The following is a 15,938-nucleotide window of genomic DNA, read 5'->3' as shown; positions in this document are numbered from 1 at the left end:
GTAGATGCGGTACTGACGTGCGGTGTTGGTGAACGCGCGCAGTTCCTTCTTCCACGCCTTCACGATGGCGTCGGGGTCGTCACCGGCCTCGAGCATCTGGCGCATGCGCTTGGTTCCCGAGAGGCGGTCGATCCAGCAGATGTCGGCCTCGGTGCGGCACTTGTCGCCCTCGCGCCAGTCGACCTCGGGGACGTTACGCAGCAGCGCGGCGAGCACGTGCACACCGGTGCGCACGGGCTCGAAGGCGTCACGGTCGGTGATGTGCAGCTGCACGCCGCCGCTGAACTTCCCGGCCTGCTTGGACGAGGCGGGGGTGGCGAACATCGGGCGGGCGATCATGCCGGGCAGGTCCGCACCGTGCAGGTCCGCGATGATCGCATCGATGTGCTGCTCGGTGATGAACGGGGCCCCGAACCACAGGAACGGGGTGGTGGTGCCGCGACCCTCGGAGATGTTCAGCGACTCGATCAGGCCCGTGCCCGGGTACACCACGGCGGTGTCCAGGGTGGGGATGTTCGGAGAGGGCAGCACCCAGGGGAGGTCCTCGCTGGGCGGGTCCTCCGGGTCGTAGCCGCTCATCTCGATCACTTCGAGATCGACCTTGCCGCCCAGGAACTCACCGTTGAACAGCTTCGCGAGCTCGCCCACGGTGAGGCCGTGGCGCTGCGGGATGGCCTTCAGCCCCACGAAGGAGGACAGCGCCGGGTCCAGCACGAAGCCCTCGGCCTCGGAGCCCAGGGGGTTCGGACGGTCCAACACCACTAAGCGCTTGCCGTTCTCGGACGCGGCCTCCATCGCGTAGTACAGGGTCCAGATGTAGGTGTAGAAGCGGGTGCCGATGTCCTGGATGTCGAAGATCAGCAGGTCCACATCGGCGATCATCGCCGGGGTGGGCTTCTGGGTCTTCCCGTACAGGGACCGCACCGGCAGTCCGGTCTTCTCGTCGATGTAGTCCTCGACGTAGCCGCCGGCAGGCTCCGCGCCGCGCACGCCGTGCTCGGGGCCGTACAGGGCCACCAGCTCGAAGTCGCCCTCGCCCTGCTTCTCGATCAGCAGGTCGATCACGGAGCGCAGTTCGCGGTCGGCGCCGGTGGGGTTGGTGATCAGGCCGACGCGGGCCCCCTTGAGGGTGTCGAGCTCGTCGGACAGGAGGTTCTCCACACCCAGGCGGAACTGGCCCTTGTTGCCCTTGCCCTTTCCGTTGCCCTTCCCCTTCCCTTTGCCTTTGCCTTTGCCGTTGTCGCTGGGGTGGGCATTGGCGGCGGCGGTGCCGATGAGTGCCCCGGCGGGCAGGGCGCCGAGTGCGGCGAGCGCACGACGACGGCCCACGGACTTCGGGTGGGGGCTGGGATTCTGGTTCACGATCGTGATGCTCCTCGGGAGTGCGGGGGCGGATCCGGCAGCGCGGCCGCCGGGAGCACGATCTGCGGTGCTCCCTGTGCCGACGTCGCTCCCCGGGGGCGGGCCCCGGTGGCGGAGAACGACGTTGGTCCGCCACGCGTGGGGAAACGTAGCAACAACCGGGCGCAGTGACAAGCGTCACACGTCCAGGATCGGGCATCGTCGCAGGTGGCAACCATGAAAAAAAGTTCAACGGTCGAGCGGTCGGGACCGCAGAAACTTCCTTTGTTGGGCGGCCTACGCTGGTGTCATGCGCGCCTCTGACGCCCCCACCTCTCACTGCTGCGCCGCGGGACGGAAGGGCCTCGACGAAGATGTCCCGGCGCGGGGCATTGACGCTGCACTCGAAGGCGATTCCGCACGCGAGGGCGATGCTGCACGCAAGAACCTCTCCGCGATCGCCGCGCCGGTGGAGGTGGTCAGGAGCCGCGCCGACAAGGCGATCCTGATCCCCGCCGGCACCTTCCGCATGGGCACAGAGGACGCCGACCGCAATCCGATGGACGCCGAGTCCCCGATCCGCGAGGTGGAGGTGGGTGCTTTCCGCGTCGACCCCACCTGTGTCACCAACGCCGAGTTCGCCACCTTCGTGAACGAGACCGGGTACGTCACCGAGGCCGAGGAGTTCGGCTGGTCGTACGTGTTCGGTGCCCTGCTGGAGCCGGAGCTGCGGCGCGCGTCCCAGAAGCCCCCGGGCACCCCGTGGTGGCGGGCCGTGCACGGGGCCCGCTGGGATGCCCCGGAGGGGCCGGGCTCCTCCGTCGCGGACCGCGCCGATCACCCGGTGGTGCACGTGTCCTTGCGCGATGCCGAGGCGTTCGCGAGCTGGTGCGGGATGCGCCTGCCACGCGAGGCGGAATGGGAGAAGGCTGCGCGCGGCGGCCTGGACCAGGCCCGTTACGCATGGGGTGACGAGCTCACGCCGAACGGCGAGCACCGCTGCAACATCTGGCAGGGCGCCTTCCCGGTGCGGAACACCCTGGAGGACGGCTACCTGGGCACCGCCCCGGTGCGCACGTTCCCGCCCCACGGATTCGGCCTGTACGAGGTGGCCGGCAATGTGTGGGAGTGGTGCAGCGACACCTGGGACGCCGGGCACGCCCCCTCGATGAGCGGGGACGTGCGCGTGATCCGTGGCGGCTCGTACCTGTGCCACGACTCGTACTGCAACCGCTACCGGGTGGCAGCGCGGCACGCCTCTGCCGTGGAGGACGCCAGCGGGAACAAGGGGTTCCGCCTCGCCGCCGACGCCTGAGGGCACCAGCGCCCGGGGCCGGGCCGCGCTCCCCGCTCCCCGCGCAGATCAGGCCTCGCGGCGCCCCTTGGCCAGGTCCAGCAGGTGGTCCAGCACTCCCTGGCCGCTGGAGCGCAGGCCGCCGTGCTCGTACTCGCTGGTGACCCAGGTGCGCAGTCGCGGCAGCAGGGCTGCGGTGGCCATGGAGTACTCGCGCGGCACGTAGGCGTCGTCGTAGTACACCGCCGCAGCACCCGGGACGTCCGCGGCCCGCAGGGCGTCCTCGTCGTACAGCCGCGGCCACGGGTGCTGGGCCAGCAGCTCGGCGGCCTCGGCCCAGACCTGCAGCTCCGGGTCCTCGGTGAACAGCTCGCGGTGCACGTGCTCGCCGGCCAGCAGCGTCGGGTCCTCGCGCACGGTCCCGGGCATAGCGCGCTCGGCAGCCCAGTCCGTGACGGTGCCGTCGGCCCAGCATGACTCGTGGATCACGGCGTAGATCGGGTTGCGGCCGCCGAAGGGCAGGGCGCCGGCCAGGTCGTGAGCGAAGGCCGGGGAGTCCGGGTCCAGGCCCAACAGGTGGTGCAGCTGCTCCTGACCCTGGGAGCGTCCCAGCAGCATGCCGATGCGGCGCAGGCGCTCCACGCCGACCTTCTGCCCGCCGGGCAGGCGCAGGCGACCGGCCTCCGCGCGGTCCACCAGCACTCGCATGCGGTCGCGGTCGCCGGGGAAGCGGGCCCAGTGCCGCTCACTGCGGGCAGCCATGCCCTCCCAGGTGGTGCGGTACACGGACTCCATGTCCGGCCCCAGGGAGGGGATGCCACCGGTGAACAGGGCGGTCTCCACCGAGGCCGCGGCGGCGCTGAGGTAGCGCAGGGTGGTGAACCCGCCGAAGGACTGCCCCAGCAGGGACCAGGTGTCCACGCCCAGGTGCTCGCGCAGCAGCTCGGCATCGCGCACGATCGCGTCGGCCCGGAAATGGGTGAGGTACTGGGCCTGCTGGGCGGGGGTGGCCTCCCGCAGGGTGGCGGCCCCGTCGATCGCACCCTCGGGCAGCGCCACATCGGGGCCGACGGGCGTGGAGCGGCCGGTGCCGCGCTGGTCCAGCATGATCACGCGGTGCTCGCGCAGGGCACGGGCGAGCCAGGGCGGGCTGTCGGGGCCCACGCTGCGGGGCGCCTCGGAGCCGGGCCCGCCCTGCAGGTACACCAGGTAGGGGCGGTCGGTGCCCTCGGGGTCGGCGTAGATGCGGGCGAACAGCTCCAGGCGCGCGGAGGTGTCGTCCTCGTGGTCCAGCGGCACGGGGAGCGTCACCTCGGTGACCTCGAGGCCGGGCAGGGTCCAGGTGCGCGAGCGGGTGTCGGTGCTCATGGTGCCTTCCGTGATCATGGGTCCTGGCGGGTGCTGTCCCCGGCGAAGAACTCCCATTCGAACACGTGGCGCCGCCCGGGGCGGTCACTGCGGTCCAGTGCACGCCCCACCACCACCTGGGAGATCCGCTCGAACACGTCGGCCACGCCGTAGTAGCTGATGGGCCCGTAGAACTGGGCCTCCTCGGGGATGTCGCCGATGGCGATGATCTCCAGCTCCTCCGGCATCGTGATGCCCAGGTTCTGGGCTGCGGTCTGCAGGGCGACGGCCTGATAGCCGGTGTAGCAGACCACCGCGCGGGGGGCGTTCTCGCCGCGCAGCCACTCCAGGCTCGAGCGGTATGTCTCGCGGCGCCCGGGCAGGGTGGAGTGCACCAGGTCCAGTGTCGGGCCGTCGCCGTGCTCCTCTGCGGCCTCGAGGAAGGCGCGGGTGCGGGCGGGGATCCGGGCGTCGGAGGCGGGGTCGTAGCGGTGCGGGACCAGCAGGTGCACGCGGCCGTGGCGGGCCCGTAGTCGCTGGTAGGCCGAGCGGATCGCGGCCAGTGGGGAGGAGGAGATGACGTCGAAGCTCTCCGGCTCCATCCTGGTGGTGAAGGCGACGATGCCGGTGCTGGTGGTCTCGGCCAGGCGGCGCACCTTCTCGGGCCCGTCGGCCACGAAGTCCACGCTGGTCACGAAGGCGCTGTCGGCCGAAGCGCCCTGCAGGTACTCGTACCAGCGCTCGTCGGCCAGGATCAGGGTGGACAGGTCGTTCGGGAGGGCAGCGCTGCGCACCTGGCGGGCCAGGCTCACGCCCCACGGATCGGCCAGGGTGCCCAGGGCCAGCACCACTCCCCCGCCGCGGCCGGTGCGCATGGCCTGCGCGGTGCGGTTGGGCACATAGTGCAGTGCCTCGGCAGCGGCGCGCACCTTGGCCTTGGTCTCCGGGGATCCGGAGGAGCGGCTGCCGCTGCGGCCGGAGAGCACGAAGGAGGCGGTGGCCACCGAGACCCCGGCCTCGCGGGCGACGTCGGCGAGGGTGACGGTGGCGCGCACGGGGCCGCCTCCGTTGGCGGGGCCGCTCCCGTTGGCCAGGCCGCTCCCGTTGGCCAGGCCGCGCCCGTTGGCGGGGCCGCTCCCGTTGGCGGGGCCGCGCCCGCCTGCACCTGTACGGCCGTTCGGGGTCATCGGCCGCGCCCCGTCGTCTCGACCACGTGCACGGTGACGCCTGCCTCGCGCAGCGCCTGAAGGGCATCCGGGTCAGCGGCGTCGTCGGTGACCAGCTCGTCGATCGCGTCCACGGGACCGATGCGGGCGAAGGCGTCCGCCCCCACCTTGCTGGAATCGGCCACCACCACCACGCGGGAGGAGCGGTCGATGAGGCGCGCGCTGATGTTGGCCTCGGACTCGTCGTGCGTGGAGGCACCGTCGATGGCGTTGACGGCGTTGATGCCCACGAACATGGTGTCGATGCGGATCTGCGCGAGGAGCTGCTCGGCCCAGCTGCCCACCAGTTCGTAGCTTGACTCGCGCACCACTCCGCCGGTGACCACCAGCTGCAGGTGGCGGCGAACGGCCAGCTCCTGGGCGATGTTGACCGCGTTGGTGACCAGCACGGTGGGCCGTTCGGCGTCGCGGAACTCCTGGCGGGAGGCCAGTTCATGGGCGACGGCGGTGGTGGTGGTACCGCCGTTGAGGCCGATCACGCTACCCGGCCGCACCAGGTCCACGGCGCGTGCGGCGATCAGCTCCTTCTGCTGCGCGTTGCGGGAGGCCCGGTAGCGCATCGGCAGGGAGCGGGCGTCGGGGTTGGCGGAGGCGCCGCCGTGGCTACGGATCACCAGCTGCTGATCGGCCAGGGCGTCCAGGTCGCGGCGCACCGTGGCCGGGGAGACGCCGAGCTCGGTGACCAGGTCCTCCACGCTCATGTGGCCGCGGTCGATGATCAGGTCGAGCACCAGGTCGAGGCGGCGCCTGCGGCCGCGGACACGACGAGCGCCGGTGGACTCCGCGCCCCGTGCCTCCCCGTCCGGTGCGCTGGTGGCGGCCGCGGACCCTCCGGCGGAACGCCTGCCCTGGCGCGGCTCGGGTTCGAGCGGGTCCGTCATCCCCCTGCCCTCCTGATCCTGCGGAGCCGTCCTTGGTCACGCACGGGCCGTCCCGGGCATCTGCAGCACCGGGATCAGCCGTGTTTTGCGTCCACGAATCATATCCGCTCATCTGCGCGACCATGGCGCTTCCGCGCGGAATCGCTCAGGTTCGATCGGTGCACCACCCGCAATCTGGTTGATTGCCTTTGATTCTTTTATGCGCGCACAATCAGCACGATGCAGCGCCTGCGGGGTGCCCGCCACCCCAGCACCTCGAGGTGTGCACAGCCAGCACCTCGAGGTGTGCACAGTTGGCGGAATCGGACTCCGATAGCGCCAACTGCGCACACCTCGCGCGCGAACCCGCCACTCGCACGGGTGCAGATCGGCAGTGGCCCGACGAGCGGGGCCCCGGCCGGGCCTGAGCAGGCTTCTCAGCCCCTCATGCCGGAGTACGCCAGGCCCTCAACCCCTCATGCCGGAGTACGCCAGGCCCCCAGCCCTTCATACCGGAGCGAGCCAGGCCCTCAGCCCTTCATACCGGAGCGAGCCAGGCCCTCAGCCCTTCATACCGGAGCGAGCCAGGCCCTCGACCACACGGCGCTGCAGCACGATGAACAGGATCATCAGCGGCAGCATCGCCATGAAGCTGGCGGCCATCATCACCGGGTAGTTGGAGGTGAACTGGCCCTGCATGGTGGAAAGGCCCACCGCCAGGGTGGTGCGGTCGTCGTAGGTGGCCACGATCAGCGGCCACATGAGGTCGTTCCACGAGGCCAGCGCGGTGAGGATCGCGACAGCGCTGAGGGCCGGGCCGGACAGCGGGAACATGATCCGCCAGAACGTCTGCCACGGGGAGGCCCCGTCCAGGCGTGCCGCCTCCTCCAGTGAGCGGGGCATGCCCATGAAGTGCTGGCGCATCAGGAAGGTGCCGAAGGCGCTGAAGATACCGGGGGCGGCGATACCGGCCACCGTGTTCAGCCAGCCCAGCTCCTGGATGATCCCGTACTGCGGGATGAGGTAGATCTGGTACGGCACCATGAGGATCGACAGCACCAGGGCGAACAGCACGTTCTTGCCGCGGAACTCCATGCGGGCGAAGGCGTAGCCGGCCATGGCGCACAGGATCAGCTGCCCCACCACGCGCAGCACGGTCACGGCGGCGGTGTTGAGGAACTGGTTCAGGAACGGGATCTGCTCGAACACGGCCGGATAGTTCCCCCACTGCGGCTCGGCCGGCAGCCAGGTGGGCGGCACCGAGGTGACCTCGGCATGCGTGGACAGCGACATGTTGATCTGCCACAGGAACGGGAACACCATCAGCAGGCCGCCGATCAGCAGCACCACGTGGGTGCCGTAGCGGGGGCGGGTGCGGCCACCGCCGGTGCGGGCGCGGCCACCGCGGGTGCGGGTGCGGCCACCGCCGGCGCGACCGTCGCGGGCACCTCCGTCACGACGACGGTGCGCACTGCCCGGCTCACCTGCCGCCGGCCCGCCCGCCGCCGGCCCGCCGGCCATCGGCCCGCCCGCCGTCGGCCCGCCGGCCGCCTGCTCGCTCTCGACGGGGGCGGTCATCGCCCGCTTGCTCGCGTTCGTCTCACTCATAGTGGACCCACCTCCTCTGCATCCGGAACTGCAGCAGGGTGATCAGGCCGATGATCAGCAGGATCAGCAGCGCGATCACCGAGGCGTAGCCCTGGTCGTTCTGGCGGAACGCCTCGGCATAGAACAGGTACACCAACGACTGCGTGTCCGCCATGGCGGGGTTGGCCTGCCCCATCATCGCGAACAGCAGGTCGAACAGCTGGAAGCCGTTGATCGCGGTGATGATGGTCAGGAAGAAGATGCTCGGGGTGAGCAGCGGGACTGTCACCGAGCGGAACTGGCGGGCGGGGCCGGCGCCGTCCAGCTGCGCGGCCTCGTACAGCTCCGGCGGGATGCCCTGCAGGCCAGCCGACAGGATGATCACCGCCAGCGGCAGGCTGGACCACAGCCCCACGATCGACACCGCCAGCAGCGACCACCCCGGGGCGGTCACCCAGTACGGCCCCTCGATCCCCACCAGGGACAGGGCGTAGTTGATGATCCCGAACTCCTTGTTGAAGATCATCCGCCACACCAGTGCCACCGCCACCGGCATCGACACCGCTGGCAGGAAGAACAGGATCTGGTAGAAGCGGGAGAACCGCAGCCCCTTCTGCGTGAGAAGGGAGGCGATGCCCACCGCGATCGGGATGCCCAACAGCACGATGCCGGTGTACACCGCGGTGTTCAGCATGGCGCGTGGGATGAAGGAGTCCTGGAACAGCTTCGCGTAGTTCTCCAGGCCCGCGAACGTACGCCCCCCGAACGGCCCAAAGGTGGAGAAGGAGTTCAGCACCGTGGCCACGATGGGCCAGAAGTAGAACACGACGATGCCCAGCATCAGCGGTGCCAGGAACACGAAGGGCCAGGCCCCGTCCTTCCCCCGCCGTCGGCGCCGCTGCGCCGTCTCACCCCGCGCGGCACCCTCACCCCGCACCGCGCCGCCAGCCGCGACCGCACCGCCAGCCGGGGCCGCACCGTCCCCCTGGCGGGCGACGTCGGCACCGGTGCGGGCGAGCTGGCCGCCGGGGGTTGCGGCATCGGGCACGGGGGCCTGGGCTGCCTTCTCACTCATCGGCCAGCACCTCGTTCATCCTCTCGGCCAGTTCCTGGGCACCGCTCTCGACCTCTCCCATCACGATCTTGGGGAAGAACAGCTCCTCCAGTCGGAGCCATGCCTCCGTGTTCTTCGAGGCCGGGTAGGCCATCGCCGTCTCGGCGGCGTCGATGAAGATGTCCAGGGAGAACTCCGGGATCGACTCGACGTAGGCGTCGTTGGTGCCGATGAAGGCGGGGTTGGCGGCACCGGCGGCGGCCTGGATCAGGTTCGCCTCCTCCGAGCCCAGGAACGCCAGGAACGCGGAGGCGGCCGGCTTGTTGCGGCTACGGGCGTTCATCGCCTGCCCGATCCCGTGGATCACGTTGGCCTCGCGGTTGCCGTGCATCAGTGGGGCCACCCCCAGCTGGTCGAACACCGGGGAGTCCTTGAACACCGCGGCTTCCCAGTTGCCGGACTGGTGCAGGGCGGCACGACCGGAGTTGAACAGGTCCTTGGGGGTGTTCTCGGTGGTGTAGCGGACGTCGGGGGCGATGCCGTCGGCCACCATGCCCTCCAGGAAGCTGAACGCCTCGATCGCCTCCGGGGAGTCGTAGCCGGACTTCGTCTTGCCATCCAGCAGGATCTGGCCGCCTGCCTGCATGATCAGCGGGTAGATGTAGGCCTGCGGGGCCAGGCCCCCGGAGTTGCCCCAGATCTGTTCGGACCCCAGCGCCCGGGTGACGATCTCGGAGGCATCGCGGTACTCCTGCCAGGACCACGACTCGGTGGGCTCGTCCACACCCGCGCGGTGCAGCAGCTCCCGGTTGTACCACAGGCCCATGGTGTCGAAGTCCTTGGGGATCGCGTACTGCACGCCCTGGTAGGTGTACAGCTCGTTGAGGTTCGGCGGGTAGTTCTCGGGGTCCATGCCCTCCAGGCCGCTGAGGTCCTGCAGCATGCCCTCGGAGGCGTACAGCTCGAAGTTGGGGCCGTTGATCCAGAACACGTCCGGCAGCTCGTCGCCGATGGCCTGGATGCGCAGCATCTCGAAGTAGTTGGCGTAGCCGGTGGTGTTCACCGAGACCGCGATGTTCGGGTAGTGCCGGTGGAAGGCGTCGACGATCTCCAGCATCGCCGGTTCCTGCGCCTTGTCCCAGATCTGGAAGGTCACCGTGCCGGAGTCCTCCGGGGTGGCCATCGGGCCCGGTTCCGGATCCACCTGGGCGTCCGAGGAGCTGCAGCCGCTCAGGGCACCCAGGCCGGCCACACCGGTCAGCCCGGCCAGGCCCAGCAGGGAGCGTCGTGTGGGCACCATGACTCCTTCGTCGGGGGCAGGAGCCTCTACCGTAGTGCACCTCCTGTTGGCACGCCCGAGCAGCCGGCCGGGCCGCGTGGCCGCGGCGTGGACCTCGGGCGCAGGAACCAGTTGCTCGACGCGGATCGAGGGGGAGGCAGTTGGCGGTATCGGGCCTCCATAACGCCAACTGCCTCGACCTCGAGCGCGATAACCAGTTGCGAAGCCCCTCGCAGGCCAGCCCCACCCCACCACAGGCCAGCCCCACCCCACGCGGGCCTCTCGCCTCGGGTTCTGCTCACCCCACCCCGAGCGCGTCCAGCGCGGGCCCGGCAGTGTTGATCACGATGATCACGCCGATGATGCCGATCGCCCAGGAGAACGCACTGGAGGCGTTCTTCACCGCCCAGGTGTGCAGGCGGTCCATCAGCCGGTCCGCCCTCGCGCCCAGTGCGGCCCGCACCCCGGCCAGTACTGCGGCCGGGGCGATCATCAGCGCGCAGTAGCCCACCAGGATCAGCGCGCCACCTCCCAGACCCACGCCCATGTCGGCGATGATCCCCATCGCGGCCAGGTACGGGATCATCGAGGCCGCTTCGATCACTCCGGCCAGCAGCGCCAGGCCGATCAGCAGCAGCGGGCGGCCCGCGGCTTGGCGGGCTCGATGGGTCCAGCGCCGGGCCGATGCCTCCGGGTCCCCGCCGCGCTTGCGGATGGCGGCGGGGTCGATGTGGAAGGACCAGACCACCAGTAGCACCCCGATCACCGCCAGCACCAGCATCACCGCGGGCGTGCGCAGCAGGTGCCCCAGGTGCTCCATCAGCGGCAGCAGACCGGCCAGCAGCGCGATCCCCAGCAGCAGGTAGAACGCGCCGATCACGGCCAGGTACAACAGGGTGCGGCCGGCCACGCGACGAGCACCGCCGTCGCCGGCAACCAGCAGGATCAGTGGGATCACCAGGGTGCCCATGGAGGTGGCGTCCACCAGGGCCAGCACGGCCAGGCCAACGGGGCCTGCTGCGTCGAGCGTCGATTCCATGCCGTCCATGCTTCCGCCGTCGCCGCGCCGGGGCGTCATCCGAAGGTGCTGGAAAGCGTCTCGGCCCCGGCGGCACCCCTGGTCGCGCCGTAGTCTCTGGGCATGCCCTCCCCCGCAGCGCCCGAGACGGCCGGACCGCGCGACGCCCATGCCGCGACCGGCAGGCCGCCCCGCCCCCGCATCGAGGCGCGCGATGTGTTGGTGGCGGTCGGATACGCGTTGCTCGCAGTGGTGCTGGCGTTCACGGGTATCAGCAACAGTGGGTTCCTCACCCAGTCATGGGGCCTGGAGGTGTCGCTGCCGCTGATGCTGGTGGCAGCGGCAGCCACGCTGTGGCGTCGTCGGGCCCCGGTGGTGACGCTGGTGGTCACGGGGCTGGCGAGCCTGGCCGAAGCTATCGCCGGCGGGCAGATCACCGCGTACGTGCTGCTGTTCGAGGCGCTGTTCACGCCGGTGATCCACGGTTCACGGCAACTGGCAAGGGCCACCACCGGCATCGCGATCGCTGCCTCGGTGGCGGCGATACTGGTGGCGGCCGTGGTGACCGGTTCGGTGGAGCTGGTGTTCGTGGTGATGATCGTGGTCGCGCTGGTGACGCTCACCCCGCTGCTGTGGGGCTGGGAGGTGCGCCATCACCGGGAGGCGCGCCGCACCGCGGAGGCTCTGGCCCGGTCCGCAGCGGCCCTGGCTCGCACCGAGCATGACCTGGCGCAGTCCCGGCAGGCCCGCGCAGTGGAGGGCGAGAGGCGCCGCATCGCCCACGACCTGCACGACGTGATCGCCGGCCACCTCAGCGCTGTCACCCTGCACACCTCTCTGGCCTCATCGCTGGAGGATGCCGGTGCGCGCGACAACTCACTGCTGACCGCTCGCGATTCGGCGAAGGCGGCCCTGCGGGACCTGCAATCGATGATCACGGTGCTGTCCACCGAGGAGCCCGGGGCCCTGCCGCAAGCCACGCTGGACTGGGACTCGCTCACCGCGCGCCTGCGCGGGCGGGACCCCCACCTGACGGCGCGGATCGACCCGGCGGTGTCGGATCCGGAGCAGGTGGACCCGTCGGTGCAGGCTGCTCTGCTGCGGATCGCCTCGGAGGCGGTCACCAACGCAGTGCGGCACGGGCAGGCCCCGATCTCGCTGCGGGTGGCGTTCGAACCGGCAGGGCTGGAGGCGCACGTCCCAGCCGAGGTGGGCGCGCCGGCAGGTGTCGACGGTGCCACGCCCGTGGTGCACCTGGTGCTGGAGAACCGGATCGGCGACCGGGCCGAGACGGGCACCGGGACCGACGCCGGACTGGGCGTCGGCACCGGGCTGGGCATCGGCGCGATCGGTCACCGGGCCGCGGCAGTCGGCGGCACCGCCCATGCCGGGCCCGTCCACCCCGGGCCAGGTCGCTCCGCACCCGCCCATGCCGGGGCCGCCCGTGACGTGCCTCCCGCCTCGCCCGGCACCTGGCGGGTCGAGGCCCGATTGCCCGCCCGCCCCGCCAGCGCGCTCGCTGCCCATCCTGACCAGGAGGTTCCCGCATGACCGCCCCCGACCCGATCCGCGTGGTGGTGGCCGATGACCATCCCGCTGTGCTCTCCGGCCTGGTGGCCCTGCTGAGCTCTGCCCCCGACATCGAGGTGGTGGGCCAGGCCAGCGACGGCGAGAGTGCGGTGCGCACCGCCCAGGTGCAGCGCCCTGACGTCGTGCTCACCGATGTGCGCATGCCCGGCGTCACGGGCATCGAGATCACACCGCGCCTGCGCGAGACGGGCGCGAACGTGCTGGTGATCTCCGGTTTCGACCTGGACGAGTTCGTGCTGGGAGCACTCTCAGCGGGTGCCGACGGCTACCTGGTCAAGACCGAGGATCCGGACCGGATCCTGCAGGCGGTGCGGGATGTGCACCGCGGCGATTCGGTGCTGTCGGTGGCTGCGACGAAGGCCGTGGTGGCGGCGCTGCGCGGCGGTGGTCACACGGCAGGAATTCCGCAGGCAGAGGAGGCGGAGGCAGCGGGCGCCCGCGCTGGAGGCGCTGTCCCCGCGGCCTCCGCGGGCTCGTCGGCCCACGTCCCCTCGCTCACCCGCCGGGAGGAGGACGTGCTGGCTCTGGTGGCACAGGGGCTGTCAAATCAGCAGATCGCCTCGGAACTGTTCGTGGAGATCACTACCGTGAAGACCCATCTGTCCCACGCGCTGGCGAAGCTGCAGCTGGACTCACGGGTGCAGGCCGCCCTGTGGTGGCAGCAGAACCGAGCGAGCCCTCAGCCTCTCAACCCTGGCCAGCCCCTCAACCAGGGCCCGCCCCCCAACCCTGGCCAGCCCCTCACTCAGGGCCAGCAGCCCAGCCCAGGCCCGCGCCCGTCGGGCCGGCGCCGGTGACGTCGACCAGTTCGACACCCGCGGGGTCACGGCCGTTGTAGGGGTGGATCGCCGCGAAGTCATGCGGTGTAGCGTCGACCCTAGATCTCCCCGCCGTGTCTGACCATGGGGAGAGGTACCCATCGTCCCCGGAGGTCCCGTGAGGATGCAGACGAGCCGACGCACCGGCCTGCTCGCCGCCTGTGCGGTGCTCCCGCTGGCTGCGTGCGGCAGCTCCGCTCCACTGGCCGCGGACGGGGCCGTCGCGCACTACGACGGTGCAGCAGAGGCAGTCTTCGACGTCCTGTCCGACGGCGACGACCAGTGGAGCCTCGCCGAGGACACGCGTAAGGTCACCGACAGCGGCGGGACCTGCGAGTACACCGCCGGCACCTGGACTCCCGAGGCGTCGTTGCCGGCGGTGGACAGCACCGGATGGCAGGAGCGCCTGGATGCGTTGAACCCCGTGCTGGCAGAGCACGACTTCGAGGAGGCCTCAAGAACCACACAGGACGGCTCCCGCGAAGTGCTGGAGACCCGCGACCAGCACGGCGCCACCTTGCAGATCACCGAACAGGGCCAGGTGCGCATCTGGGGCGCCGAGGTGGACGCCGACCCCTGCGACCCGGCGGAGCTGGGGCTGGGCTGAATGGCGGCGGGAGGGATCGATCGGCAGCAGAAGCACCGCGCAGCGTAAGCGCCACTCCGGAGACTGAGAGCGGCGCCCACCTGAGAACCACGAATGGTTCTGAGGCGCGCCCCGCTCTCAGTGCCGCAGAGCTACCCCTGCAGCCCGCCACGCTGGGCGAGCTTGTCCTTGATGCCGCGCAGGGTGCGGCCCAGGGCCGAGCTGTCCTCCTCCTCGGGCGGGACCTCGGCGTAGGTGACCACGGCGCGCATGTTGCCCAGGTCGATGCTGGGCTTTCCGCTCTCCAGCAGCTGGCCCAGGCGCTCACCGACGAGCTTCTCGAACTGCTCGGCGGCCTCCGCGCCGCGCTTCTGGCGGGTCTCCTCGAGGCGCTCGCGCAGCAGCTTCGCTGCCACGGGGCGAGGCGGGGATGGGGTCAGGGTGCCCGGCGACGGTGATCTGTTCCATGGTCACTGATCCTGCACCAGCGGGCGGTGGCGCTGCTGCACCCCGGCCGTGCCGTAGGGGTAGGGGTCCACGCGCGGGGCGCTGACCTCGGTGAGGCGCTGCAGCTCCTGGTCGCTCAGCTCGAGGCCGACGGCGGCCATGTTGTCGTGCAGCTGGTCGAGATTGCGCGCGCCGATGATCACGGAGGTGACGGCCGGCTGGGCGGTGAGCCAGGCCAGTGCCACCTGGGAGGCGGTTGCTCCGTGGGCCTCGGCGATCTCGCGCAGCACCTCGAGGGTGTTCCAGGTGCGCTCGTCGTCGTTGCGGGCCTGCCAGGCCTCCATGCCGCGCTTCGGGTTCTCCCCCAGCCTCGTGGCGCCCGTCGGCGGCACATCGCGCTCGTACTTGCCGCTCAGCCACCCGCCGGCCAGCGGCGACCAGGGCAGCAGGCCCAGGCCAGCGTCCTGGCAGGCGGGCACTATCTCGTGCTCGATGTCCCGCACCAGCAGGTTGTATTGCGGCTGCAGGGTGACCGGCAGCGCCCAGTTGTGGGCCTTCGCGACATGCACGGCCTTGGTGAGCTGCCAGCCCAGGTAGTTGGAGAAGCCGTAGTAGCTGATCAGGCCTGCGTGGATCGCATCGTCCAGGAAGTCCAGGGTCTCCTCGAGCGGGGTGTGGGCGTCCCACGCGTGCATCTGGTACAGGTCGATGTGGTCCACCTGCAGTCGGCGCAGGGAGTCCTCCAGCGCGCGCCGCAGATGGCGGCGTGAGGTGCCCATGTCGTTGGGCGCCTTGCCCATCGGGAAGCGGGCCTTGGTGGCCAGCACCACGTCCTTGGCCAGGTCAGGGTGGTCGAACATCCAGCGGCCGATGATCTCCTCGCTGACCCCGGCGCTGTACACGTCGGCCGTGTCCAGGAGGTTGCCGCCGGCCTCGACGTAGGCGGTGATGATCTCGTGCGAGGTGGCTTCGTCGGCCTCGGCACCGAAGGTCATGGTGCCCAGGGTCTGCACGGAGACGACGGTGCCGCTGCGGCCCAGGGTGCGGTACTGCATGTGTGCGCTCATCACCCCAGTGTTCCAAGGTGCGCACCGAGGTGCCAGGGCCCACGGCCGGTAAGGGGCCTGCCAAGCTGATACCGTCCACATCCCACCGGGCTTACGCGCTCGACCTTCCTGATCGGAGCCTCGCATGCTGCTCATCGCTGGCGTCACCGGAAAGACCGACAACCAGGGGCCGGGCGCCACCCGCACCTGCCCGCGCTGCGGCAACACCACCCAGTGGCAGCGTCTGAAGAGCTACCGGCAGTTCACGCTGTTCTTCGTGCTCCCCCTGTGGCGCTGGGGCCGCCAGGAGTACGAGCAGTGCGGGGTGTGCGGGCAGACGGCTGCGGCCTGAAAGCGTTCACGGCCTGAGCACGTCCACGGCCTGAGTGCGCTCACGGCCTGAGTGCGCTCACGGCCTGCCGCTGCGGAGGCGGGCCGCGGGCCG

Annotated in this window: 15 protein-coding genes; 5 read left to right on the top strand and 10 right to left on the bottom strand. The window is 70.7% G+C overall.

Going from position 1 to position 15,938, the window contains the following annotated elements:
- On the bottom strand, positions 1-1,362 hold a 1,362-nt coding region (locus M4D54_RS02605; RefSeq protein ID WP_259890180.1), incomplete at its 3' end, for a DUF1343 domain-containing protein.
- 448 nt (positions 1,363-1,810) lie between these two features.
- Between M4D54_RS02605 and M4D54_RS02600 the strand changes: the two genes are divergently transcribed.
- Entirely contained in the window at positions 1,811-2,656 is an 846-nt protein-coding gene (locus M4D54_RS02600; RefSeq protein WP_396121463.1) for a formylglycine-generating enzyme family protein, read from the top strand.
- A 48-nt stretch (positions 2,657-2,704) separates the two neighbouring features.
- Here the strand turns inward: M4D54_RS02600 and M4D54_RS02595 are convergent, their stop codons facing one another.
- The 7 genes from M4D54_RS02595 to M4D54_RS02565 all read right to left on the bottom strand — a co-directional run bounded on the left by M4D54_RS02595 (position 2,705) and on the right by M4D54_RS02565 (position 11,027).
- On the bottom strand, positions 2,705-4,003 hold the full coding sequence (locus M4D54_RS02595; RefSeq protein WP_259890178.1) for an alpha/beta hydrolase: 1,299 nt from the start codon (positions 4,001-4,003) through the stop codon (positions 2,705-2,707).
- Between the two features lie 14 nt (positions 4,004-4,017).
- Positions 4,018-5,169, bottom strand: a complete 1,152-nt coding sequence (locus tag M4D54_RS02590; RefSeq protein WP_259890177.1) for a LacI family DNA-binding transcriptional regulator — start codon at positions 5,167-5,169, stop codon at positions 4,018-4,020.
- Entirely contained in the window at positions 5,166-6,089 is a 924-nt protein-coding gene (locus M4D54_RS02585; RefSeq protein ID WP_259890176.1) for a DeoR/GlpR family DNA-binding transcription regulator, read from the bottom strand. Before M4D54_RS02585 ends, M4D54_RS02590 begins: the two co-directional genes overlap by 4 nt.
- A gap of 540 nt (positions 6,090-6,629) precedes the next feature.
- Positions 6,630-7,676, bottom strand: coding sequence for a carbohydrate ABC transporter permease (locus tag M4D54_RS02580; protein WP_311199660.1), 1,047 nt, complete (start codon positions 7,674-7,676; stop codon positions 6,630-6,632).
- The gene (locus M4D54_RS02575; protein WP_259890174.1) at positions 7,669-8,730 is read right to left on the bottom strand and encodes a carbohydrate ABC transporter permease; all 1,062 of its coding nucleotides are present in this window, start codon (positions 8,728-8,730) and stop codon (positions 7,669-7,671) included. The genes M4D54_RS02580 and M4D54_RS02575 overlap by 8 nt, the downstream gene beginning before the upstream one ends.
- Positions 8,723-10,009: a sugar ABC transporter substrate-binding protein gene (locus M4D54_RS02570; protein WP_259890173.1), complete on the bottom strand. Its 1,287-nt coding sequence runs from the start codon at positions 10,007-10,009 to the stop codon at positions 8,723-8,725. Before M4D54_RS02570 ends, M4D54_RS02575 begins: the two co-directional genes overlap by 8 nt.
- Positions 10,010-10,286: 277 nt before the next feature.
- Positions 10,287-11,027, bottom strand: a complete 741-nt coding sequence (locus M4D54_RS02565; protein WP_259890172.1) for a GAP family protein — start codon at positions 11,025-11,027, stop codon at positions 10,287-10,289.
- A gap of 102 nt (positions 11,028-11,129) precedes the next feature.
- On the opposite strand from M4D54_RS02565, the gene M4D54_RS02560 reads away from it, so the two are divergent.
- The 3 genes from M4D54_RS02560 (at position 11,130) to M4D54_RS02550 (ending at position 14,021) form a co-directional block, all read left to right on the top strand.
- A complete protein-coding gene (locus M4D54_RS02560) occupies positions 11,130-12,557 on the top strand; it encodes a sensor histidine kinase (protein ID WP_259890171.1) in 1,428 nt (475 codons plus the stop codon).
- On the top strand, positions 12,554-13,393 hold the full coding sequence (locus tag M4D54_RS02555) for a response regulator transcription factor (RefSeq protein ID WP_311199659.1): 840 nt from the start codon (positions 12,554-12,556) through the stop codon (positions 13,391-13,393). Before M4D54_RS02560 ends, M4D54_RS02555 begins: the two co-directional genes overlap by 4 nt.
- A 145-nt stretch (positions 13,394-13,538) precedes the next feature.
- The gene (locus M4D54_RS02550) at positions 13,539-14,021 is read left to right on the top strand and encodes a hypothetical protein (protein WP_259890170.1); all 483 of its coding nucleotides are present in this window, start codon (positions 13,539-13,541) and stop codon (positions 14,019-14,021) included.
- A gap of 131 nt (positions 14,022-14,152) precedes the next feature.
- Here the strand turns inward: M4D54_RS02550 and M4D54_RS02545 are convergent, their stop codons facing one another.
- Positions 14,153-14,416 (bottom strand): hypothetical protein, encoded by a 264-nt coding sequence (locus M4D54_RS02545; RefSeq protein WP_259890168.1) that lies wholly within the window; start codon positions 14,414-14,416, stop codon positions 14,153-14,155.
- A gap of 54 nt (positions 14,417-14,470) precedes the next feature.
- Entirely contained in the window at positions 14,471-15,502 is a 1,032-nt protein-coding gene (locus tag M4D54_RS02540; RefSeq protein ID WP_259890181.1) for an aldo/keto reductase, read from the bottom strand.
- 136 nt (positions 15,503-15,638) lie between these two features.
- Between M4D54_RS02540 and M4D54_RS02535 the strand changes: the two genes are divergently transcribed.
- Positions 15,639-15,845, top strand: a complete 207-nt coding sequence (locus M4D54_RS02535; RefSeq protein WP_017824229.1) for a zinc-ribbon domain-containing protein — start codon at positions 15,639-15,641, stop codon at positions 15,843-15,845.
- Positions 15,846-15,938: the final 93 nt, after the last annotated feature.

Source organism: Brachybacterium sp. p3-SID1565 (assembly GCF_025143785.1).
Taxonomy (GTDB): domain Bacteria; phylum Actinomycetota; class Actinomycetes; order Actinomycetales; family Dermabacteraceae; genus Brachybacterium; species Brachybacterium epidermidis.
The sequence above is the reverse complement of the archived record's forward strand: the minus strand, read 5'-3'. Positions and strand labels throughout refer to the sequence as shown.